The organism is Pseudomonas sp. LARHCG127, assembly GCF_052871455.1.
In genome coordinates this window covers 23,483-46,303 of sequence record NZ_JBIXJT010000001.1, presented here as the reverse complement: position 1 = coordinate 46,303, position 22,821 = coordinate 23,483, and the positions used below count along the sequence as shown (strand labels likewise).

Here is a 22,821-nt window from a genome sequence, read left to right as displayed (position 1 = left end):
TGTGCCCAATCTGTGAATTGAACATCAGCCCCAGGGGTAAAAAATACCTGCAGCGTTCGAAGGTGAAGCCCTACAAGCCGTTGTTCAGGCATCCACCATGGCCATGGCCTCCTCCACATCCACCGCCACCAGTCGCGAACAGCCCGGCTCGTGCATCGTCACCCCCATCAACTGATCGGCCATTTCCATGGCGATCTTGTTGTGGGTGATGTAGATGAACTGCACCGTTTCAGACATTTCTTTCACCAGCCGTGCGTAACGGCCTACGTTGGCGTCGTCCAGTGGCGCGTCGACCTCGTCGAGCATGCAGAACGGCGCCGGGTTCAATTTGAAGATGGCAAAGACCAGGGCCAGCGCGGTCAGCGCCTTTTCGCCACCGGAGAGCAAATGGATGGTGCTGTTCTTCTTGCCAGGAGGACGCGCCATGATTGTCACCCCTGTATCGAGTAAATCTTCGCCCGTCAGTTCCAAGTAGGCGCTGCCGCCACCGAAAACTTTTGGAAAAAGGGCCTGCAAACCGCCGTTGATCTGATCAAAGGTATCCTTGAAGCGGTTGCGGGTTTCCTTGTCGATCTTGCGGATGACGTTTTCCAGGGTCTCCAGCGCCTCCACCAAGTCGTCGTTCTGAGCGTCCAGGTAGCGCTTGCGCTCGGACTGCTGCTGGTACTCGTCGATGGCCGCCAGGTTGATGGCCCCCAGGCGCTGGATGCGCTGGGCAATGCGCTCCAACTCCTCCTCGGCGTCCTTCTCGTTCGCCCCGGCCACCAGGGTAGCGAGCACGCCGTCGAGGTCGTAGCCGTCTTCCAGCAACTGGTCCTGCAAGGCTTTGCGCCGCACCGTCAGGGCTTGCCATTCCATGCGCTGCTGTTCCATCTGGCCACGGATCAGTTGCGATTGCTGCTCGGCCTGGCTGCGGCGCTTTTCGGCGTCGCGCAGTTCACGGTCGGCGTCCTCCAAGGCGATTTGCGCGGTCTTGAGCTCCTCGTCGACACTCATGCGCTTGTCGAGCAACTCTTCAAGCTTGAGGCGCAGCTCTTCCAGCGGCGCTTCGCCCTCCTCCAGATTGAGGCTCAACTGCTCGCGTTTTTCGGTCAGGCGTTCGGACTGCATTTCCAGCCGTTCCAAGGCCTGGCGCGTGGAATCGTGCTGGGCTCTGAGCGAGCCCAGGCGCACCGCCAACTGATGGGCGTGGTCCTTGTGCTGGCGTGCTTCCTGGCGCACCCGGTCCAGGCGCTCGCGCAAGCTGTCACGCTGGGCCAGCAACAGTTCGCGCTGCTCGGTGTCCAGCGCCATGGCATCGAGGGCTTCTTGCAATTGCAAGCGCGCTTCGCCGATCTGCTCGTGCTCTAACGCCCGCTGCTCACCCAGCTCGGCGATTTCTTCTTCCAGGCGGGTGCGGCGCAGCGCCAGTTGCTCGACCTTGGCCTTGCCGGCCGACAACTGCGCCTTGAGCTCGCCTTGCTGGCGCGCTTCATCCTGCAATAGTCGCCGCAGATGTTCGCGGCCGTTTTCCTGTTGACGCTGTTGCGCCCGCAGGTTTTGCAATTCGGTTTCCAGGGCTTCGACGCTGGCTTCGCGCTCTTCGCGCTCGGCGCCCAGGCGCTGGATTTCCTGGCCGCGGGCGAGCATGCCGCTCTCGGCTTCGCTGGCCCGGCGCACCCGCAGGAAATGCCGGCCAACCCAATACCCGTCACGACTGATCAAGCTTTCGCCGGCTGCCAATTGTCCACGCAGGGCCAAGGCCTGCTCAAGGCTGTCCACTGGCTTGACCTGCCCGAGCCAGGGCGACAGGTCGACCTGGGCCTCGACCTTATCGAGCAAGCTGCCGGGAATTCGCACGCCATCGCCGGCAGGGCTGAGCAGACGCAGATCGCCTTGAGTAAAGCCCGACAGGTCGAAGCCAGCGAAATCATCCACCAGCACCGCTTGCAGGTCGGCGCCGAGCACGGTTTCCACCGCCAGTTCCCAGCCAGCATCGACCTTCAGGCCCTCGGCCAGTCGTGGGCGCTCGGCCAACTGCTGGTCGCGCAGCCATTCAGCCGTACCCGTGCCTGGGTCCAGCGCCGCTTGCTGCAAGGCCTCCAGCGAGGCCAGCCGCCCATTGAGCCGCTGCAATTCGCCCTGGGCCTGTTGCTGGTTCTGCAAGGCCAGTTGCAAGGCTTGGCGCAGTTGTTCAAGGCGCTCGACCTGGGCATCTTCGCTGGCCTGCAGGTCTTCGAGGGTGGCTTCGCTGGTCGCCAGTTGCTCGCTCAGTTCCAGAATCGCGGCGTCTTCCGGATCCGCGGCGAGCAAGGCGCGCTCTTCGGACAGGCGGCGCTGGCGTTCGGCCAGGCGCTCCATGCTGGTTTCCAACTGCTGGATGCGCGACTGTTGGACTTCTGCCTGGCGCCGTGGCTCGGCCGACGTCAGGTTGAAACTGTCCCACTGCTCTTGCCAGCCATGCATGGTCAGCTCGGCTTCTTCCAGGGCTGCGGCGGCCTCTTCAGCGGCGGCGCTGGTGATTTCCTGCTCCGGCGTCAGCCTGTCCAGCTCTTCGCCGAGGGTCAACAGCAGCGTGCGGTCATGACCCAGGTGCGATTCGGTTTCCAGGCGCGCCCGCTCGGCTTCCTTCAAGTCGTCCTGCAACTGCCGCAGCCGCTGCTGACCATGCTGGATGCTCTGCTCGACCCGGGCGATGTCGCCCCCCACGGAATAGAAGCGCCCTTGCACCAGATTGAAGCGCTCGGACAAGTCATGGTGGCCGTCGCGCAGCCGCTCGATGGCCGCGTCAGCGTTGCGCTGCTCGGCCACCAAAGCTTCGAAGCTGATTTCCTGGTTGCCAATGATCGCTTCGCGCTGGCCGACCTGCTCGTTCAGCGCCTGCCAGCGCAAAGCCGACAGTTGGGCCTTGAGCTGGCGCTCCTCGCCCTTGTATTCCTGGTACTTCTTCGCGGCCTCGGCCTGACGGTGCAGACGTTCGAGCTGGCGTTCGAGTTCTTCGCGCAGGTCGGTCAGGCGCGCCAGGTTTTCGTGGGTGCGACGAATGCGGTTTTCGGTCTCGCGCCGGCGCTCCTTGTATTTGGAAATGCCGGCGGCCTCTTCGATGAAGTTGCGCAGGTCTTCGGGCTTGGCCTCGATCAGCTTGGAGATCATCCCCTGCTCGATGATCGAGTAGCTGCGCGGGCCCAGGCCGGTGCCAAGGAAAATATCGGTGATGTCCCGGCGACGGCACTTGGCGCCGTTGAGGAAATAGCTGTTCTGGCTGTCGCGGGTCACTTTGCGACGAATGGAGATTTCCGCATAGGCCGCGTACTCGCCCACCAGGGTGCCGTCGGAGTTATCGAACACCAGCTCGATGCTGGCCTGGCTCACGGGCTTGCGACTGGTGGAGCCGTTGAAGATGACGTCGGTCATCGACTCGCCGCGCAGGTTCTTGGCCGAGCTTTCGCCCATCACCCAGCGCACGGCGTCGATGATGTTCGACTTGCCGCAACCATTGGGCCCGACCACCGCCGCCATGTTACTGGGGAAGTTCACCGTGGTCGGGTCGACGAAGGATTTGAACCCCGCCAACTTGATGCACTTGAGCCGCACGTCAGGCCGCCGTCAGGGCAGAAACCACCAGGTCGCAACTGCGCTGGGCGTAGGCCGTGAGCACGATGCGGATCTGCGGCAAATCACGGGCCAGCACCGCGGCGAGCAGGCGCTGGAACAGGTCGAGGAACTCACTCATTTCCGCCTTGCGCTGGTCCAGGGCCAGGAAATAGGCACGGCTCATGGCCGGTTGCAGGTTCTCGACGGTTTCCTGCAAATACGGATTGTTGGCAAAGGGATAGGCGGCGCGCATCACGCTGAAGCTTTCATCGACGAAGGTGCGGATGTCCTGGCGCGCGTAGGCGTCGTTGAGACGCTGCTGGATCGCGACGAACGGCGCCATGTCGGCCTGTTCTTTCCAGCCATGGGCCACGGCGTTGCCCAGCAGGATGTACAGCTCGCTCATCAGGGTGCAGAGGCTGCGCACCTTGTGCTCGGTGAGTTCGGTGACGTGGGCGCCACGGCGCGGCAGGATCGCGATCAAATGGCGTCGCTCCAGGATCAGCAAGGCCTCGCGGACCGAGCCGCGGCTGACGTTGAGCGCCAGCGTGACCTTCTGCTCCTGGATGCGCTCTCCCGGTTTCATTTCGCCGCGAATGATGCGTTCGGCGAGGTGATGGGCGATTTGCTCGGCGAGGCTGTCCGGGGCCTTGAACGTCATGGTTGTCCTTCAAACTCTTCGATTTGCACAAGCGGCGCAGTGTAGCGCACTCGGTACGTCATGGCGCAGGGCCTGCAGCGGGTTTTTGGCACGATATAAGCAAAAAAAACCGGGCTCTCATCCTGGAACAGAATCTGTGGAAGAACCGGTGGGAGCCGAGCTTGCTCGCGATAGCGGTCTGTCAGCTTGCATCCATACTGAATGTACCGCCGTCATCGCGAGCAAGCTCGGCTCCCACAGGGTTCCAACGTGTCCATAAAGCGTTGTTCATCGACCAGATGGATTTTCTTGACCCTTAAGTCAGAAAATCGTTGACCGAAAAGTCAGACCTGATAAATTCAGGCCCACGTCGAAACAACAATAATGAGTCTGCGAGGCCTTCCGTGATCCAGTTTTTACTCAACCAGGAACTCCGTAGCGAGCACGCCCTGGACCCGAACCTGACCGTGCTCAACTACTTGCGCGAACACGTTGGTAAACCAGGCACCAAAGAAGGCTGCGCCAGCGGCGACTGTGGCGCGTGTACCGTGGTGGTGGGCGAATTGGAAACGGACGCCAATGGCCGCGAACGCGTTCGCTACCGCAGCCTCAACGCGTGCCTGACCTTCGTCTCTTCCCTGCACGGCAAGCAACTGATCAGCGTCGAGGACCTCAAGCACCAGGGCCAACTGCACAGCGTTCAGCAGGCGATGGTCGATTGCCACGGTTCGCAATGCGGTTTCTGCACACCGGGCTTCGTCATGTCGCTGTTCGCCCTGCAGAAAAACAGCGAGCAGGCCGACGCCCACCAGGCCCACGAAGCCCTGGCCGGCAACCTGTGCCGTTGCACCGGCTATCGGCCGATCCTGGCCGCCGCCGCGCAGGCCTGCTGCGGCAAGCAGCCCGACCAGTTCGACGCCCGCGAGGCCGAGACCATCGCCCGCCTCAAAGCCATCGCCCCCACCGAGACCGGTGAACTCAACAGCGGCGACAAACGCTGCCTGGTGCCGCTGACCGTGGCCGACCTGGCCGATCTCTACGACGCCTATCCCCAGGCGCGCCTGCTGGCCGGCGGTACGGACCTGGCCCTGGAAGTCACGCAATTTCATCGCACCCTGCCGGTGATGATCTACGTGGGCAACGTCGCCGAACTCAAGCGCATCGAGCGTTTCGACGACCGCCTGGAAATCGGCGCCGCCACCGCCCTCTCCGATTGCTACGAGGCCCTGAAAACCGAATACCCGGATTTCGGCGAACTGTTGCAACGCTTCGCCTCGCTGCAGATCCGCAACCAGGGCACCTTGGGCGGCAACATCGGCAACGCCTCGCCTATTGGTGACTCGCCGCCCCTGTTGATCGCCCTCGGCGCGCAAATCGTGCTGTGCAAGGGCCAGACCCGCCGCACCCTGGCCCTGGAAGACTACTTCATCGATTACCGGGTCACCGCCCGCCAGGAAAGCGAATTCATCGAAAAGATCATCGTGCCGCGGGCCAATGCCGAACAGGCGTTCCGTGCCTACAAGGTGTCCAAGCGCCTGGACGATGATATTTCCGCCGTGTGCGCGGCGTTCAACCTGCGCATCGACAACGGTGTGGTCCGCGACGCCCGCGTGGCCTTCGGCGGCATGGCCGCCACACCGAAACGTGCCAAGCATTGTGAAGCCGCATTGATCGGCGCGCCGTGGACCAATAGCACCGTCGAGCGCGCCTGCGCCGTCCTGGCCGAGGACTTCACGCCGCTGTCGGACTTCCGCGCCAGCAAGGAATACCGCCTGCTCAGCGCCCGCAACCTGTTGCGCAAATACTTCATCGAACTGCAAACGCCGCACATCGAGACTCGGGTGACCGCTTATGTCTAACCATCACGCCGTAGAGAAGACCCAAGCCGAACTGGCGGAGCTGTTCGCCCGCGACCTCACCACTGGCGTGGGCCGTAGCGTCAAGCACGACAGCGCCGCCAAGCACGTGTCCGGCGAGGCGCAGTACATCGATGATCGCCTCGAATTCCCGAACCAGTTGCACGTCTATGCCCGGCTGTCGGACCGCGCCCACGCCCGGATCATCCGCATCGATACCGCGCCGTGCTACGCCTTTGACGGCGTGCGCATCGCCATCACCCACGCAGACATTCCAGGCCTGAAGGACATTGGCCCACTGCTGCCCGGCGATCCGCTGCTGGCCATTGATGATGTGCAGTTCGTCGGCCAACCGGTGCTGGCTGTTGCGGCCAAGGACCTTGAGACCGCTCGCAAGGCAGCGATGGCCGCCATCATCGAATACGAAGACCTGGAGCCGGTACTGGACGTGGTCGAAGCCCTGCGCAAGCGGCACTTCGTGCTGGACAGCCACACCCACCAGCGCGGCGATTCGGCCACGGCGCTGGCGAGCGCCGAGCATCGTATCCAGGGCTCGCTGCACATCGGCGGCCAGGAACATTTTTACCTGGAAACCCAGATTTCCTCGGTGATGCCCACCGAAGACGGCGGCATGATCGTCTACTGCTCGACCCAGAACCCCACCGAAGTGCAGAAACTGGTGGCCGAAGTACTCGGCGTGTCGATGAACAAGGTCGTGGTGGACATGCGCCGCATGGGCGGCGGCTTTGGCGGCAAGGAAACCCAGGCCGCCAGCCCGGCGTGCCTGTGCGCCGTCATCGCGCACCTCACCGGGCAGCCGACCAAGATGCGCCTGCCTCGGGTCGAAGACATGCTGATGACCGGCAAGCGCCATCCCTTCTATATCGAATACGACGTCGGCTTCGACAGCCGCGGGCGCTTGCACGGCATCGCCCTGGAACTGGCCGGCAACTGCGGCTGCTCGCCGGACCTGTCGGCCTCCATCGTCGACCGGGCGATGTTCCACGCCGACAACGCCTACTACTTGGGCGATGCGACCATCAACGGCCACCGCTGCAAGACCAACACCGCGTCGAACACTGCCTACCGGGGGTTCGGCGGGCCGCAGGGCATGGTCGCCATCGAAGAAGTGATGGACGCCATCGCCCGGCACCTGGGGCTCGATCCGCTGGCGGTGCGCAAGGCCAACTACTACGGCAAGACCGAACGCAACGTCACCCACTACTACCAGACCGTCGAGCACAACATGCTCGAGGAAATGACCGCCGAGCTTGAAGAAAGCAGCCAGTACGCCGAACGCCGTGAAGCGATCCGTCGCTACAACGCAGGCAGCCCGATCCTCAAGAAGGGCCTGGCGCTGACGCCCGTGAAGTTCGGCATTTCGTTCACCGCCAGTTTCCTCAACCAGGCCGGCGCCTTGATCCACGTCTACACCGACGGCAGCATCCACCTCAACCACGGCGGCACCGAGATGGGCCAGGGCCTGAATACCAAGGTCGCCCAGGTGGTGGCCGAGGTGTTCCAGGTGGAAATGGACCGCGTGCAGATCACCGCGACCAACACCGACAAGGTGCCGAACACCTCGCCCACCGCCGCTTCCAGTGGCGCTGACCTGAATGGCAAGGCGGCGCAGAATGCCGCCGAAATCATCAAGCGGCGCCTGGTGGAATTTGCCGCGCGGCAATACAAGGTCAGCGAAGAAGACGTGGAATTCCACAACGGCCATGTGCGGGTGCGCGATCACATCCTGACCTTCGAAGCGTTGGTACAGCAGGCGTATTTCGCCCAGGTCTCACTGTCCAGCACCGGCTTCTACAAGACCCCGAAAATCTACTACGACCGCAGCCAGGCCCGTGGCCGGCCGTTCTACTACTACGCCTATGGCGCGGCGTGTGCCGAGGTGATCGTCGATACTCTCACCGGCGAGTACAAGATGCTGCGCACCGACATCCTCCACGATGTCGGCGCCTCGCTGAACCCAGCCATCGACATCGGCCAGGTCGAGGGCGGTTTCATCCAGGGCATGGGCTGGCTGACCATGGAAGAGCTGGTGTGGAATGACAAGGGCAAGCTGGTGACCAATGGCCCGGCCAGCTACAAGATCCCCGCCGTGGCCGACATGCCACTGGACCTGCGGGTCAAGCTGGTGGAAAACCGCAAGAACCCTGAAGACACGGTGTTCCACTCCAAGGCCGTGGGCGAGCCGCCGTTCATGCTCGGCATCGCCGCGTGGTGCGCCATCAAGGACGCCGTGGCGAGCCTGGGGGATTACCGGCAGCAACCGAACATCGATGCCCCGGCGACGCCGGAGCGGGTGCTGTGGGGGTGTGAGCAGATGCAGCAGTTGAAGACTGTTAGGCCTGCGGAAGCCGGGGCTGAGTTGGCTCCGCTTTAGACCGCGGCGCGGCCAATCGCGAGCAAGCTCGCTCCCACATTGGGTCAGTGTTCACAAATCCCCTGTGGGAGCGAGCTTGCTCGCGATAAGGCCGCCACAGACAACAGAGATGTCGAGGTGAATTATGTACAACTGGATCAGCGCCCTCGCCGACCTGCAAACCCGCGGCGAACCCTGCGTGCTGGTGACGATCATCGAAGAGCTCGGCTCCACCCCGCGCAACGCCGGTTCGAAGATGGTCATCAGCGCCAGCCAGACGTTCGACACCATCGGTGGCGGGCACCTGGAATACAAGGCCATGGAGATCGCTCGGCAAATGCTCGCCAGCGGCCAGCAGAACACCCATCTGGAGCGTTTCAGCCTTGGTGCGAGCCTGGGCCAGTGCTGCGGTGGCGTCACCGTGTTGCTGTTCGAACCCATGGGCCAGGTCCAGGCGCAGATCGCCGTGTTCGGCGCCGGCCATGTCGGCCGCGCCCTGGTGCCGCTGCTGGCGAGCCTGCCCTGCAAGGTGCGCTGGATCGACTCGCGAGAAGCGGAGTTCCCCGAACACTTGCCCCATGGCGTGCGCAAGATTGTGGCCGAAGAGCCATTGGATGAAGTCGATGAATTGCCCGCCGGCAGCTACTGCATCGTCATGACCCACAACCATCAGCTCGACCTGGAGCTGAGCGCCGCGATCCTCAAGCGCAACGACTTTGCCTACTTCGGCCTGATCGGTTCGAAGACCAAGCGCGTCAAGTTCGAACATCGCCTGCGTGATCGCGGTTTCGATAGCAATACCCTGCAACGCATGCGTTGCCCGATGGGTATCGGCGAAGTCAAAGGCAAGTTGCCTGTGGAAATCGCCATCTCCATCGCCGGCGAAATCATCGCCACCTATAACGCGGATTTCGGCCAGCACACCTCGCGCGCCGAACCCATTGCCAAGTTGCTGCCAGCTTCGCGCCGCAGCCAGCGTTAATCCCTTTATCGAGACAGACCATGCCTCTGACACGCAAAGCCTACCGCGCCGCCCTGCTCCACAGCCTCGCCGACCCGGCCGAAGTGGGTATCGAAGCGTCCTATGAATATTTCGAAGACGGCCTGCTGGTGGTGGAAAACGGCCAGATCAGCGCCATCGGCCACGCCCATGACCTGTTGCCGACCCTGGCGGCGGACATCGACATCGCCCATTACCCGGACGCACTGATCACGCCAGGTTTGATCGACACCCACATCCACCTGCCGCAAACCGGCATGGTCGGCGCCTATGGCGAGCAATTGCTGGATTGGCTCAACACCTACACCTTCCCCTGCGAAAGCCAGTTCGCCGACAAGGCCCACGCCGATGCGGTGGCGGATATCTTCGTCAAGGAGTTGCTGCGCAACGGCACCACCACCGCGCTGGTGTTCGGCAGCGTGCACCCACAATCGGTGAATTCGTTTTTTGAAATAGCCGAAAAACTTGATCTGCGGATGATCGCCGGCAAAGTGATGATGGACCGTAACGCCCCGGACTATCTGGTCGACACCGCCGAATCCAGCTACACCGAGAGCAAGGCGCTGATCGAGCGCTGGCACGGCAAGGGCCGGTTGCACTACGCCGTGACCCCGCGCTTCGCTCCCACCAGCACCCCGGAACAACTGACCCTGGCCGGTCAATTGCTGGGGGAATACCCCGACTTGTACATGCAGACCCACATCAGCGAGAACCTGCAGGAAGTGCAGTGGGTCAAGGAGCTGTTCCCGGAGCGCAAGGGCTACCTGGACGTCTACGATCACTACCAACTGCTTGGCGAGCGTTCGGTGTTCGCCCATGGCGTGCATTTATGCGATGACGAATGCGCGCGGCTGGCCGAGGCCGGGTCGGCCATCGCTTTCTGCCCGACCTCGAACTTTTTCCTCGGCAGCGGCCTGTTCAACCTGCCCATGGCCGAGAAGCACAAGGTGAACGTCGGGTTGGGCACCGACGTAGGTGGCGGCACCAGTTTTTCGCTGCTCCACACCCTGAACGAAGCCTACAAGGTGATGCAGCTGCAGGGCGCGCGGCTGAGCCCGTTCAAGTCACTGTACCTGGCCACCCTCGGCGGCGCGCGGGCCCTGCGCCTGGAGGACAAGATCGGCACGTTGCAACCGGGGACGGACGCGGACTTCCTGGTGCTGGACTACAACGCCACGCCGCTGCTGAGCTATCGCCTCAAGCAGGCCAAGGACATTGCCGAACGGTTGTTCGTGTTGATGACGCTGGGGGATGACCGGACGGTGGCGCAGACTTATGCGGCCGGCAGGTTGGTGCATCAGCGCTAGGCTGTATTGCCTGCCAGGACGCTATCGCGAGCAAGCTCGCTCCCACAGTGGATTTGTGGTGTACACATAACCCCTGTGGGAGCGAGCTTGCTCGCGATCGGCGGTATGACTGACTCAAATCCCTCAGAGCTTGGCCGTCGACCGCCCCGGCTTCTTGCTCTGCAACAGATGCGAGAACACCGCGTGCAGGTCATCCGACGCGCTTTCTTCGTCGAGGTTGAGCTTGCTGTCGATGTGGTCCATGTGATGCATCATCAGGTCCACGGCCAGCGTGGCATCGCGGGCCTCGATGGCGTCGATCAACTGGGTGTGTTCATCGTAGGAACAGTGGGACCGGTTGCCGCTTTCGTACTGGGCGATGATCAACGAGGTCTGGGACACGAGGCTGCGCTGGAAGCTGATCAGCGGGGCATTCTTCGCCGCTTCGGCCAGCTTGAGGTGGAACTCGCCCGACAAACGGATGCCAGCGCCACGGTCGCCCCGGGAAAAACTGTCGCGCTCGTCGCTGACCATCTGCCGCAGCTCAGCCAGTTGTTCGGCCGTGGCGTGCTGCACCGCCAGTTCGGTGATCGCCCTTTCCACCAGGCGCCGGGCCATGAACACCTGGCGGGCCTCTTCGACACTCGGGCTCGCCACCACGGCACCGCGATTGGGCCGCAGCAACACCACGCCTTCGTGGGCCAGGCGGGACAAGGCCCGGCGGATGATCGTGCGGCTGACTCCGAAAATCTCCCCCAGCGCCTCTTCGCTCAATTTGGTCCCGGGCGCCAGGCGTTGTTCGAGGATGGCCTCGAAGATGTGCGCATAGACAATATCGTCCTGGGTTCCGCTGCGGCCGGTTTTACCAGCTCGCGGTTGTTTCTTGAGGGGCTGCAACTGTTCGTTCATGGGCACTCGAGTCGGGAGAACTGCGGCGAATTGACCGTGACTGTAATACGGCACAGCGGGTCGCTGGCAAGTATCGCGTAAAAAACAGCTCGATTGTACACAACCTCTGATGGCAACACGACTGTACGGCTGTTTGCGGGCATGGCTGTATTGCAATCGATGATGGGGTTGAGTTTAGGCTTAAACCTCGGTTTTGTGGCGAGGGAGCTTGCTCCCGCTGGATTGCGAAGCAATCCCCCCGCATTCGTTCAGACCTCCAACAGGATGCATGACGACCGCTCCGCGGCCGAGCGGGAGCAAGCTCCCTCGCCACAAAAGCAATGGCTCGCCCGAGTCCAGACAATCTATAACAAGGACCACCGCCCACCATGACCGAAGTCACGACCACGCCACTTCGTCCATTGGCCGACACCTCGCCTTCGGCCATCGTCGCCGGGTTCATCGCGATGATGACCGGCTACACCAGTTCCCTGGTGCTGATGTTCCAGGCCGGACAGGCGGCGGGACTGACCAGCGGGCAGATTTCCTCGTGGATCTGGGCGATCTCCATCGGCATGGCGGTGTGCTCCATCGGGCTGTCGCTGCGCTATCGCACGCCGATCACCATCGCCTGGTCGACACCCGGCGCCGCGCTGCTAATCACCAGCCTGGGCGGCGTGAGTTATGGCGAGGCCATCGGCGCCTATATAACCTGCGCGGTGCTGGTGACGATCTGCGGCCTGACCGGCAGTTTCGAGCGCCTGGTCAAGCGCATTCCGGCCTCGCTGGCGGCGGCGTTGCTGGCGGGGATTCTGTTCAAGATCGGCAGCGAGATCTTCGTCGCCACCCAGCATCGCACCGGACTGGTTCTGGGGATGTTCTTTACTTACCTGATCGTCAAGCGCCTGTCGCCGCGCTACGCGGTGCTCGCGGCGCTGCTGATCGGCACAGCGCTTTCCGGCCTGCTGGGGTTGCTGGACTTCAGCGGCTTTGCCCTGGAAGTCGCGACGCCGGTCTGGACCACGCCGCACTTTTCCTTGGCAGCCACCATCAGCATCGGCATTCCGCTGTTCGTGGTGGCGATGACCTCGCAGAACATGCCCGGCATCGCCGTATTGCGGGCCGACGGCTACAACGTGCCGGCTTCGCCGCTGATCACCAGCACCGGCATCGCCTCGCTGCTGCTGGCACCGTTCGGCTCCCATGGCATCAACCTGGCGGCCATCAGCGCGGCCATCTGCACCGGGCCCCACGCCCACGAAGATCGCAACAAGCGCTACACGGCGGCGGTCTGGTGCGGGATTTTCTACGGAATTGCCGGGGTGTTCGGCGCGACGCTGGCGGCATTGTTCGCGGCGCTGCCCAAGGAACTGGTGCTGTCCATCGCGGCCCTGGCGCTGTTCGGCTCGATCATCAATGGCCTGAGCATCGCCATGAGCGAAGTGAAGGAGCGGGAAGCGGCGCTGATCACCTTCATGGTCACGGCGTCGGGGCTGACGCTGTTCTCCATCGGTTCGGCGTTCTGGGGGATTGTGGCGGGGGTGTTGACGTTGCTGATCCTGAACTGGCGCAACAATTGAAAGCATCGCGAGCAAGCTCGCTCCCACAGGGGATGTGTGTCGTTCACATCACCCCTGTGGGAGCGAGCTTGCTCGCGATAGCGGCCTGAAGGGCAACAGCTACCCAACAGACAGACACAAAAAAACCGGCACCCAAAAGGGCTGCCGGTTTCTGACCATCAAGCGACCGGATTGATCGGCTTTTCCGGGTACCACACGTCCAGCAACGGGCTGACTTCAACGCTGGTCAGCTCAGGACGGGCCTTGAGCCAGGCTTCAACGGCAGCGCGCTGCTCTTCGGTGACCGAGCCACGCTTCTGCAGGCAAACCAGACCGTAGTCGTCACCGCCGACGTAGCCCAGGCCATTGGCTTCCATGGCTTCTTTCAGGAACGCGTCGAGGAAAGCGTCAATAGCCTCATCGGCCAGATCTTCTTTGAAATCCAGGTTCAGTTCGAAACCCAGCTCTTGAAATTCATCCACGCACAGCTTTTTGCGCAGACGCTGGGAACGGTTAGTCGCCATTGGAACAATCCTCATAAGTAATAACGGCCGGCACTTTACCAGTTTGGTGCGTCGATTGCCCGACTCATCGGGCAAGTCCGTTAACCGTTGGTAAAAAAATACCGCTTCGCTGGGCTTGGGCACGGCACATGCCGTTGCGCCTTGGGGCATAATGCCGACACTTTCATGCCCGTTGAGGACGTTCATTTTCATGTCCTCGTATTTTCCCCCTCGCCTGTAGGGTTTTATTTCAAATGATCAAATCTTTGCGTCCATTGCTTCTGGCCAGCCTTCTTCTTCCCCTGGCCCTCCCTGTCACCGCCCACGCTGCCACGATCAACACCGCCCTGTCGCCCAACGTACAAAAGGCCCTCAAGGCCAGCAAACTGCAGAACGACGCCCTGTCCCTGGTGCTGGTGCCGCTCAACGGCCCCGGCACGCCAACCCTGTACAACGCAGATGTTTCGGTCAATCCGGCATCCACCATGAAACTGGTGACCACCTATGCGGCCCTGGAGATGCTCGGTCCCAATCATCAGTGGAAAACCGAGTTCTACACCGACGGCACCCTGAGCGGCGGGATCCTCAACGGCAACTTGTACCTCAAGGGCGGCGGCGATCCCAAGCTGAACATGGAAAAACTCTGGCTGCTGATGCGCGATCTGCGGGCCAACGGCGTCCAGCAGGTCACCGGTGACCTGGTGCTGGACCGCAGTTTCTTCATCCAGCCGCAACTGCCCGAGTTCAACGACGACGGCAACGACGAAAACAAACCCTTCCTGGTCAAGCCCGACTCGCTGCTGGTCAACCTCAAGGCCCTGCGCTTCGTCGCTCGCAATGATGGCGGCCGGGTGCTGGTGTCGGTTGAGCCGCCGATTGCCAGCATTCGCATCGAAAACGTGGTCAAGGCCGTCAACGGCAAGCAATGTGCCGGCGGCGTTCGCTACAACCCCGTCGCCCAGGCCGATGGCAGCATGACCGTCACTGTCAGCGGCCAACTCGGTGAAGGTTGCAGCTCCCAGACCTACCTGTCGCTGCTCGATCATGCCACCTACACCGCTGGCGCGGTGCGGGCCATCTGGAAGGAATTGGGCGGCAGCATCCAGGGCCAGGACCGCCTGGCCACGACCCCGGGCAACGCCAAGGTATTGGCCCGGGCGTTCTCCCCGGACCTGGCAGAGATCATCCGCGACATCAATAAATACAGTAACAACACCATGGCCCAGCAACTGTTCCTGAGCCTGGGCGCACAATTTCGCAACGAAGCCGACGGTGACGACGCGAAGGCTGCGCAACGGGTGGTACGCCAGTGGCTGGCGAAGAAAGGCATCACCGCACCGCACCTGGTGATGGAGAACGGCTCGGGCCTGTCCCGCGCCGAACGGGTCAGCGCGCGGGAAATGGCTGCGATGCTGCAAGCCGCCTGGCGCAGCCCGTATTCGGCGGAGTTCATCAGTTCGATGCCGATTGCCGGCACCGACGGCACCATGCGCAAACGCCTGAAGACCACCGCCATGGCCGGCGAAGCCCACGTCAAGACCGGGACCCTGAACACCGTCCGCGCCATCGCTGGCTACAGCCGTGACATCAACGGCAACACTTGGGCAGTGGTGGCGATCCTCAACGATCCAAAGCCATGGGGCGCTTCGTCGGTGCTGGACCAGGTGCTGCTGGACCTGTACCGCCAGCCGAAATTGCCACAGACGGCTTCGGTGCTCTAACCCAGCACATACCCAATGTGGGAGCGAGCCTGCTCGCGAATGCGGTATGTCATTCAACATCGATGTTGCTGACCGACCGAATCGCGAGCAGGCTCGCTCCTACAGTGAATCGGGCCATACACAAATCTTGTGCCCACTGAAGATCAACTGTGGGAGCGGGCTTGCTCGCGAAGGCGGTACAACATTCAACCATTGTGTTGACTGACATGCCGCCTTCGCGAGCAAGCCCCCCCCCCCCCACCCCCCCCCCCCCCCCCGCGGCTCCCCCCCCCCCCCCCCCCCCCCCCCCCCCCCCCCCGCTCCCACACTTTGACCTCAATATCCCCTGGCTATCCCAACTGCGTCTCGACCCGATCCCGCCCGGCCTGCTTGGCCGCGTACACGCCTGAGTCGGCCCTGAGCAGTAACGCATCGGCGCCCTCCCCGGCGCGCCAGGTGGCGATGCCGAAGCTGGCGGTGACCACCCCGACATCGTCGATGGGCCCAGCCCGCAAGCCTTCCCAAAGCCCCAGCGCCAGGGAATATGCGCTGTCACTGTCGGTGTCCGGGCACAGCACCACGAACTCTTCCCCACCCAACCGGCAGAACACATCGGTACGGCGCAACCGTTGGACGATGCGCTGGCAGACCGCCTGCAACACCCGGTCGCCCACCGCATGGCCGTGCTGGTCGTTGATGCGCTTGAAGTGATCGATGTCGAGCATGATGACCGCCAGCCCACCAGAACCGCGCTCGACCCGGGCCATTTCCGAGGTCAAGCGTTCCTGGAAATACCGGCGGTTGCGAATGCCGGTCAGGGCGTCGGTCACGGACAAGGCCCGCAGCTCTTCTTCCACACGCTTGAGGTCGGAGATATCCGAGATATAGCCGTGCCACAACACCCCGCCGCCAGGCAGCTCCTCGGGTGTGGCCTCGCCGCGCACCCAGCGCAGCCCGCGCAAGGGTAATTGCACCCGATACTCTTCCCTCCATGGGCTCAAGGTATTGGCCGAAGCACGGATCGAAGCGCGGACGCGCGTACTGTCCAACGGATGAATACGCGAGAAAATCGCCTCGGCGTTCTGCACCAGTACATCGGGTTCCAATTCATAGATGTCGCGGATACCGTCGCTGGCATAAATCACGCTGAAGCGACCATTGAAATCCATCCTGAACTGGTAGATCCCCCCAGGCACATGAGCACTGAGTTTTTTCAGCAACAGGTCGCGGGCCGCCAGGGCTTCGTGGACGCGCTTGCGTTCGGTGATGTCGATGCAGATCGCCAGGTGCCCGACCCACAGCCCCTGCTCATCGAGCATCGGCGTGGCCAGCATGTTCACGGTCAGGTGACTGCCATCGCGGCGCACCAGGGTCCATTCCCGCGCCTGCTGCCCACCCTGCTCGCCGCCCTCGAGCAGCATCGCATGGCAGGTCGGAATGGGTTTACCAAAGCGCGCGGCAAGCTGAGCGGCCCGAGCCTGGAGTTCGCGCGGCACATGCAGGCTCTCCAGGGTCATGCTTTGTAGCACGTCGCAACTCGGGTAGCCGAGCATCTGCTCGGCGCCAGCATTGAAAGTGGTGATGACGCCGCGCAGGTCGGTGGCAATGATCGCCACCTGGGTCGCGGCATCCAGCACACCGCGCAACTGGCCGTGGGTACCGCGCAACTCCTGCTCCCGGGCACGCAGTTCACCGGTGCGTTGTTCCACCAGTGCCAAGGCTCGCTGCCGCTGGCTGACCAGCACATAGAGCAAGGCACTGAGCAGCAGGCTGAGCAGACCACCGAGTATCACTATGCTCGTGACCGAAGAATGATTGGTCGACAGGAACACCCGGCTGGGCCGCAACTCCACCCGGTAGTCGCGATCGGCCAGGCGTAGCAGGCGCGTCGCCGACAACTCGCTCTGGCCCGGCGGGTTTGGGGATTCGAACAGCGCCTCCCCCCCGTTTTCGCTAGACAGGTCCACGACACGCATCGACAGATTGTCGTGACCGGGCGCCGGCAGTCCGTCGCCCGCCAACTGACGCATGCTGATGGCCGCCATCACGTACCCGAACGGTTCGCTGGCCGATTCCCGTATAACCGGCGCGACCAGCAGTACCCCGCGGGTGAACATCGGGTCGGCCCCCATAAAATCCAGGGGTTGCGAGGCCGCCACCCCGCCACGCTGACGCGACCGCTCGACAGTGGCACCGCGCAAGGGCTCGGAAAGCAGGTCCAGGCCCAGTGGGGGCCCGTAGGCGCTCCGACTATGAATGTAGAGCACCGGAACGTACTCGTCCCGTTCGGCGGCCAGTTGCAGGCCACCGTGGCCGTCCGGCTCGCGAATCATGAATTGAGCCCCACCGTCGGCCTGCGCCTGCCGTTCGAACGCTTGCCGCTCGTCCCGAAGGACCCTGGGCGCCCAGGCGAAGGCCCGGGTACGACGCATCAGCGAGTCGGCGTAGCCATGGAACTCATTGCTGGCTACCGCTTCGGAGTTGGCAAAAAAACGCCCGAGGCTGTCGAGAAACTGCTCCTGGTCCTGGAACTGTTCCTCGATGCGGCTGAAGCGCTCCTCGACTTGCAACTCGAAGCGCTCGCGCAATTGCCGATTGAACAGGTCCATCATCGCCCAGCTCAGCACGCCGCTCAGGCAGGTACCGGCCAGCAGCACCAGCGAAGCCACCAGCCAGGCCGAAACGTCTTCGCGGATAAAGCCCAGGATTCTGGGGCGCACCTGATGCAATGCCATAAATACAACTCGCAAAGGTACCAGGCATAGGCACAGCCCCGGACACAGCCTAAGTTATAGCTATTCGCCATCACTTTGACCAGTCCCCAAATGAGGCTAGAAGCCTTGAGCTACAAGGCTCCGTGGATCCAATCGATCTCCTTCAACGCGCCATGATCTTCCAAGCGCGGTGGATCTTGCCGTTGCGGGCGAAATCCGGATCGATGGTCTTGGCAGTGATCTCTTCCACTGCATAGCGCTCGCCGAGGTTGTCCTCGAGCTGGAACTTGCGGAAGTTGTTGGAAAAATACAGCACGCCGCCCGGCGCCAGGCGCGCCATGGCCAGGTCCAGCAACTGGACGTGGTCGCGCTGCACATCGAACACACCTTCCATGCGCTTGGAGTTGGAGAAGGTCGGCGGGTCGATGAAGATCAGGTCGTACTCGTCACGACTGGCTTCCAGCCAGGCCATCACGTCGCCCTGCTCCAGGCGGTTCTTGTCGGAAAAACCATTGAGCGACAGGTTGCGTCGCGCCCAATCCAGGTAGGTTTTCGACAAGTCGACGCTGGTGGTGCTCCGGGCACCGCCCTTGGCGGCGTGGACGCTGGCGGTCGCGGTGTAGCAGAACAGGTTGAGGAAACGCTTGCCGGCCGCCTCTTTCTGGATCCGCAGGCGCATCGGCCGATGGTCGAGAAACAGCCCGGTGTCCAGGTAATCGGTGAGATTGACCAGCAGCTTTACGCCGCCTTCGTTGACCTCGGTGAACTTGCCCTGGGCGCTCTGGCGCTCGTACTGCTTGGTACCGCTCTGACGCTCGCGGCGCTTGATCACCACGCGGCTCTTGTCGACGTTCAGTGCCTGGGGAATGGCCGCCAAGGCATCGAACAACCGGGCCGAGGCCTTTTCCGGGTCGATGGACTTCGGCGCGACGTACTCCTGGACATGTACCCAGTCGTGGTAGAGGTCGATGGCCATGGAGTATTCCGGCATGTCGGCGTCGTAGACCCGGTAGCAATCCACACCTTCACGCTTGGCCCATTTACTTAGCAGTTTGAGGTTTTTTTGCAGGCGATTGGCGAACATCTGCCCGCCTTCGCTCAACCGCGCCTGCTCGACCACAGGGGCTGGCGCCGGCGCCGGCTTGATCGGGTTGCCGTTCTTGTTGTACTGGCGCTCTTGTGGCACTTCCGGGGTTTGATCGTAGGCGGCCTGTTCACGCTCGGCCTGGCGCTGTTCCGGGGTGCGACGCTCGCCGGTGACGAACTGGTCCGGCAGCACCTTGATCAGCAGCAACTTGCACGGCAAGGCGCCGTTCCAGAACGAATACTGCTTGTGGCTGCGAATGCCCATGCGCTTGCCCAGGTCCGGCGCGCCGGTGAACACCGCCGCCTCCCAGTTCAGGCACGCCTGGCGCAGGCGCTCGCCGAGGTTCTGGTAGAGGTAGAGCAGGCTGGCTTCGTCACCCAGACGCTCGCCGTACGGCGGGTTGCAGATCACCAGGCCCTTCTGATTCTGGTCCGGGCGCGGCTCGAAGGTGGCGACTTCGCCTTGATAGATCTTGATCCACTCGCTCAGGCCCGCACGCTCGACGTTATTGCGGCCCGGCTGGATCAGCCGCGGGTCGGCTTCGTAGCCACGAATCCACAACGGTGGCTTGGCCAGCCCGGCGGCGGCGCGCTCGGAGGCTTCTTCGTGGAGTTTCTTCCACAACGCCGGCACGTGGCCGAGCCAGGCGGTGAATCCCCACTGCTGGCGACGCAGGTTCGGTGCCATATCGGCGGCGATCATGCCGGCTTCTACCAGGAACGTGCCAACACCACACATCGGGTCGGCCAGCGCCCCGCCTTCAGCGGCAATGCGCGGCCAACCAGCGCGGATCAGGATCGCGGCAGCGAGGTTTTCCTTCAGCGGCGCGGCGCCTTGCTGCAGGCGATAACCGCGCTGGTGCAGGCTGTGGCCGGAAAGGTCGAGGGAGAGGATCGCTTCGCCGCGGTCCAGGCGCAGGTGAATCCGCAGGTCCGGGTTGAGCTTGTCGATGGATGGCCGCTCACCCGATGGCGTGCGCAGCTTGTCGACGATGGCATCCTTGACTTTCAAGGCACCGAAATGGGTGTTGTCGATGCCCGAGCCGTGGCCACTGAACTCTACCGCCAGGGTGCCATCGGCCAGCATGTGGTCTTGCCAGTCGACATCCAGCACACCGTGGTAGAGGTCTTCGGCGTCCTTCATCGGGAAGCGCTTGAGCACCAGCAACACGCGGTTGGCCAGGCGCGACCACAGGCACAGGCGATAGGCCGTTTCCATGTCGGCCATGCCACGCACGGCCGAAGTGTGCTCGCGCGCCTCTTCAAGGCCAAGCCCGACGGCTTCCTCGATCAGCAGGCCTTCGAGGCCCTTGGGGCAAGTGAGGAAGAGTTCGAAACGATCGGACATGGGATTTCCAGAGCCTTTGGCTAAGTGGACCGGGCAACGCATTGCCGGGCCGGGTTCAATCAGGTGCTTTTCTCAAGGGCACCCGCGTGGCACGAAAGTGTGCCGTGCCGCCCTCGCCGCTCAGGTTAAAAGAGCTTAGATGCGAAGGCAGATAAAAAATTCTGTGCAACAAATTGTGAAAAACTCGACCCTTTCGTCGAATAGTACCCGAGTGCAACGGGTGGACATTCTCATTCGAGAAAGGGCAGCCCCTGTTGGCGCAGGGCCGATCATACAGGGGTCTTGCTCAAAAGCGGTCAACGAACATCAAGTTACTTATCGCCCTAACATCTTTATTGTTACGTGCTTATGACAAAACGATCATTCCATCCCTGTGACGCTTTGGTTAGAACTCAACACAGGTTGACGTCGCAACGGCGTCAACACCTCGGCTCGTCACGCCGGCAACGAGCCACCAACGGCAGAATGATTCTGCCCCGGCCTCGATAGAGGTCGACGCTAAGCAACAGTCAACAAGTGAGGGCAACACCCTATGAGAAGACTTAAGCGTGATCCGTTGGAAAGAGCATTTTTGCGTGGTTACCAATATGGCGTTGGTGGTAAATCCCGTGAGCTTTGCCCCTTTACTCTACCGTCGGTACGTCAAGCCTGGATCAATGGCTGGCGAGAAGGACGCGGCGACAACTGGGACGGTATGACCGGCACTGCGGGTATCCACAGACTCAACGAACTTCACGCCGTCGGCTGACACAGGGCTTATTACTCAAGAACTCGACAATTTGACATCCCAATCGATTTAACCACGCACGTCCCATCCGGGCGGCGGGCTACGGCCCAAGGGGCTCCTTCGAGGAGCCCTTTTTAATGCCTTTTTTGAACTTGAGCTGCGAAAGCTGTTGTGGCGAGGGGATTTATCCCCGCTGGGGTGCGAAGCAGCCCCTGTAAGCAGCCCTCGGTGTGTCAGGTTTATTGTGTGATTTTGTGGGGCTGCTGCGCAGCCCAGCGGGGATAAATCCCCTCGCCACAAATGGATCTTACCAACCTAAAGAATCACCCCAACGCCGCAATCGCATCCACCGACTCACGAATCAACGCCGGCCCCTTGTAGATGAAGCCCGAGTAAACCTGCACCAGGCTCGCCCCGGCGGTGATCTTCTCGGCGGCGTGCCGGCCTTCGGTGATCCCGCCCGCCGCAATGATCGGCAAGCGCCCCGCCAATTCAGCGGCCAGCACCTTCACCGTGTGGGTGCTCTTGTCACGCACTGGCGCGCCCGACAAGCCACCCGCCTCGTCACCGTGCTCCAGCCCTTCGACGCCTTCGCGTCCCAGGGTCGTGTTGGTGGCGATCACTGCGTCCATACCCGTCTCGATCAGGGCCTGGGCTACCTGGGCGGTCTCCTCGTCGGTCATGTCCGGGGCGATCTTGATCGCCAGGGGCACGTGCCGGCCGTGGGTCAACGCCAGTTCCGCGCGACGTTGGGCCAGGTCGGCCAGCAGTTGCTTGAGGGAATCACCGAATTGCAGGCTGCGCAGCCCCGGGGTGTTGGGGGAGCTGACGTTGACGGTCACGTAGCTGGCGTGGGCGTAGACCTTGTCCAGGCAGATCAGGTAGTCGTCGACGGCGCGCTCCACCGGCGTGTCGAAATTCTTGCCGATGTTGATGCCCAGCACGCCCTTGTACTTGGCCGCGGCCACACGGGCCAGCAGGTGATCGACGCCCAGGTTGTTGAAGCCCATGCGGTTGATGATCGCCTCGGCTTGTGGCAGGCGGAACAACCGTGGCTTGGGGTTGCCCGGCTGCGGACGCGGCGTGACGGTGCCGATTTCCACAAAGCCGAAACCCAACTGCGCAAAGCCGTCGATGGCCGCGCCATTCTTGTCCAGGCCCGCCGCCAACCCGACCGGGTTGGGAAACGCCAGGCCCATGACCGTCACCGGCACTTTCGCCGGCGCCTTGCACAGCAAACCGTTGAGGCCCAAACGCCCGCCCGCGCCGATCAAGTCCAGGGACAGGTCGTGGGAGGTTTCCGGGGAAAGTTTGAACAACAGCTGACGGGCCAGGGTGTACATGGGCGGCTTTGACTCGGGCGAAGAAATGAGGCGGCGATTATAGCCGGGCAACGGCGGCTCAAGCGAGGCGCCCGCACAAAACGATAGCGCTGGCATATGCCTTGCACCCTTTTGGTCATCAGCGCCCATGCCAGCGACGGAATGAGTGCCACACTGTTTTAAGGGACAACGGCGTCGTCGTCCGGTCTCCTGGGCCCGGACACGGCGCTTTTTCATGTGGAAGG

General features: G+C 62.5%; 14 protein-coding genes. 7 read left to right on the top strand and 7 right to left on the bottom strand.

Annotation, left to right across the window (positions count from 1 at the left end; genetic code table 11):
- Positions 1-84 precede the first annotated feature (84 nt).
- Positions 85-3,573: a chromosome segregation protein SMC gene (smc, locus tag ACIPQ1_RS00165; protein WP_411386921.1), complete on the bottom strand. Its 3,489-nt coding sequence runs from the start codon at positions 3,571-3,573 to the stop codon at positions 85-87.
- Between the two features lies 1 nt (position 3,574).
- The gene (locus tag ACIPQ1_RS00160) at positions 3,575-4,234 is read right to left on the bottom strand and encodes a GntR family transcriptional regulator (RefSeq protein ID WP_186705262.1); all 660 of its coding nucleotides are present in this window, start codon (positions 4,232-4,234) and stop codon (positions 3,575-3,577) included.
- A 383-nt stretch (positions 4,235-4,617) separates the two neighbouring features.
- Here ACIPQ1_RS00160 and xdhA point away from each other — a divergent pair, with 383 nt between their 5' ends.
- From xdhA to guaD, 4 genes are all read left to right on the top strand, one after another.
- Positions 4,618-6,072, top strand: a complete 1,455-nt coding sequence (gene xdhA, locus ACIPQ1_RS00155; RefSeq protein ID WP_446533346.1) for a xanthine dehydrogenase small subunit — start codon at positions 4,618-4,620, stop codon at positions 6,070-6,072.
- On the top strand, positions 6,065-8,464 hold the full coding sequence (gene xdhB, locus ACIPQ1_RS00150) for a xanthine dehydrogenase molybdopterin binding subunit (protein WP_446533345.1): 2,400 nt from the start codon (positions 6,065-6,067) through the stop codon (positions 8,462-8,464). Before xdhA ends, xdhB begins: the two co-directional genes overlap by 8 nt.
- A gap of 124 nt (positions 8,465-8,588) precedes the next feature.
- A complete protein-coding gene (gene xdhC / locus ACIPQ1_RS00145) occupies positions 8,589-9,425 on the top strand; it encodes a xanthine dehydrogenase accessory protein XdhC (protein WP_446533344.1) in 837 nt (278 codons plus the stop codon).
- Between the two features lie 20 nt (positions 9,426-9,445).
- Complete coding sequence (gene guaD / locus ACIPQ1_RS00140) at positions 9,446-10,750, top strand: guanine deaminase (protein ID WP_446533343.1); 1,305 nt, start codon at positions 9,446-9,448, stop codon at positions 10,748-10,750.
- Between the two features lie 123 nt (positions 10,751-10,873).
- Here guaD and ACIPQ1_RS00135 read toward each other — a convergent pair whose 3' ends face one another.
- Positions 10,874-11,638, bottom strand: a complete 765-nt coding sequence (locus ACIPQ1_RS00135) for a GntR family transcriptional regulator (protein WP_186705267.1) — start codon at positions 11,636-11,638, stop codon at positions 10,874-10,876.
- Positions 11,639-12,006: 368 nt separating this feature from the next.
- Here ACIPQ1_RS00135 and ACIPQ1_RS00130 point away from each other — a divergent pair, with 368 nt between their 5' ends.
- The gene (locus tag ACIPQ1_RS00130) at positions 12,007-13,197 is read left to right on the top strand and encodes a benzoate/H(+) symporter BenE family transporter (RefSeq protein WP_411386916.1); all 1,191 of its coding nucleotides are present in this window, start codon (positions 12,007-12,009) and stop codon (positions 13,195-13,197) included.
- Positions 13,198-13,355: 158 nt separating this feature from the next.
- On the opposite strand, the gene ACIPQ1_RS00125 is transcribed toward ACIPQ1_RS00130, so the two are convergent.
- Positions 13,356-13,700, bottom strand: a complete 345-nt coding sequence (locus ACIPQ1_RS00125; protein ID WP_186705268.1) for a YggL family protein — start codon at positions 13,698-13,700, stop codon at positions 13,356-13,358.
- Positions 13,701-13,933: 233 nt separating this feature from the next.
- Between ACIPQ1_RS00125 and dacB the strand changes: the two genes are divergently transcribed.
- The gene (gene dacB / locus ACIPQ1_RS00120; protein WP_411386914.1) at positions 13,934-15,400 is read left to right on the top strand and encodes a D-alanyl-D-alanine carboxypeptidase/D-alanyl-D-alanine endopeptidase; all 1,467 of its coding nucleotides are present in this window, start codon (positions 13,934-13,936) and stop codon (positions 15,398-15,400) included.
- A 329-nt stretch (positions 15,401-15,729) separates the two neighbouring features.
- On the opposite strand, the gene ACIPQ1_RS00115 is transcribed toward dacB, so the two are convergent.
- Both ACIPQ1_RS00115 and rlmKL read right to left on the bottom strand, forming a co-directional pair.
- On the bottom strand, positions 15,730-18,114 hold the full coding sequence (locus tag ACIPQ1_RS00115) for a sensor domain-containing diguanylate cyclase (RefSeq protein ID WP_446533342.1): 2,385 nt from the start codon (positions 18,112-18,114) through the stop codon (positions 15,730-15,732).
- Between the two features lie 142 nt (positions 18,115-18,256).
- Positions 18,257-20,527 (bottom strand): bifunctional 23S rRNA (guanine(2069)-N(7))-methyltransferase RlmK/23S rRNA (guanine(2445)-N(2))-methyltransferase RlmL, encoded by a 2,271-nt coding sequence (gene rlmKL / locus ACIPQ1_RS00110; protein ID WP_446533341.1) that lies wholly within the window; start codon positions 20,525-20,527, stop codon positions 18,257-18,259.
- Between the two features lie 532 nt (positions 20,528-21,059).
- Here rlmKL and rmf point away from each other — a divergent pair.
- Complete coding sequence (rmf, locus tag ACIPQ1_RS00105) at positions 21,060-21,275, top strand: ribosome modulation factor (RefSeq protein WP_003223300.1); 216 nt, start codon at positions 21,060-21,062, stop codon at positions 21,273-21,275.
- A gap of 302 nt (positions 21,276-21,577) precedes the next feature.
- Here rmf and ACIPQ1_RS00100 read toward each other — a convergent pair whose 3' ends face one another.
- Positions 21,578-22,597: a quinone-dependent dihydroorotate dehydrogenase gene (locus tag ACIPQ1_RS00100; RefSeq protein ID WP_411386911.1), complete on the bottom strand. Its 1,020-nt coding sequence runs from the start codon at positions 22,595-22,597 to the stop codon at positions 21,578-21,580.
- Between the last annotated feature and the right edge of the window lie 224 nt (positions 22,598-22,821).

What these genes read in the sequence shown, in the direction of transcription:
- ACIPQ1_RS00160 (WP_186705262.1), bottom strand. Translation starts at nt 4,234, where the DNA reads ATGACGTTCAAGGCCCCGGACAGCCTCGCCGAGCAAATCGCCCATCAC.
- xdhB (WP_446533345.1), top strand. Translation starts at nt 6,065, where the DNA reads ATGTCTAACCATCACGCCGTAGAGAAGACCCAAGCCGAACTGGCGGAG.
- xdhC (WP_446533344.1), top strand. Translation starts at nt 8,589, where the DNA reads ATGTACAACTGGATCAGCGCCCTCGCCGACCTGCAAACCCGCGGCGAA.
- guaD (WP_446533343.1), top strand. Translation starts at nt 9,446, where the DNA reads ATGCCTCTGACACGCAAAGCCTACCGCGCCGCCCTGCTCCACAGCCTC.
- ACIPQ1_RS00135 (WP_186705267.1), bottom strand. Translation starts at nt 11,638, where the DNA reads ATGAACGAACAGTTGCAGCCCCTCAAGAAACAACCGCGAGCTGGTAAA.
- ACIPQ1_RS00130 (WP_411386916.1), top strand. Translation starts at nt 12,007, where the DNA reads ATGACCGAAGTCACGACCACGCCACTTCGTCCATTGGCCGACACCTCG.
- ACIPQ1_RS00125 (WP_186705268.1), bottom strand. Translation starts at nt 13,700, where the DNA reads ATGGCGACTAACCGTTCCCAGCGTCTGCGCAAAAAGCTGTGCGTGGAT.
- dacB (WP_411386914.1), top strand. Translation starts at nt 13,934, where the DNA reads ATGATCAAATCTTTGCGTCCATTGCTTCTGGCCAGCCTTCTTCTTCCC.
- ACIPQ1_RS00115 (WP_446533342.1), bottom strand. Translation starts at nt 18,114, where the DNA reads ATGGCATTGCATCAGGTGCGCCCCAGAATCCTGGGCTTTATCCGCGAA.
- rlmKL (WP_446533341.1), bottom strand. Translation starts at nt 20,527, where the DNA reads ATGTCCGATCGTTTCGAACTCTTCCTCACTTGCCCCAAGGGCCTCGAA.
- rmf (WP_003223300.1), top strand. Translation starts at nt 21,060, where the DNA reads ATGAGAAGACTTAAGCGTGATCCGTTGGAAAGAGCATTTTTGCGTGGT.
- ACIPQ1_RS00100 (WP_411386911.1), bottom strand. Translation starts at nt 22,597, where the DNA reads ATGTACACCCTGGCCCGTCAGCTGTTGTTCAAACTTTCCCCGGAAACC.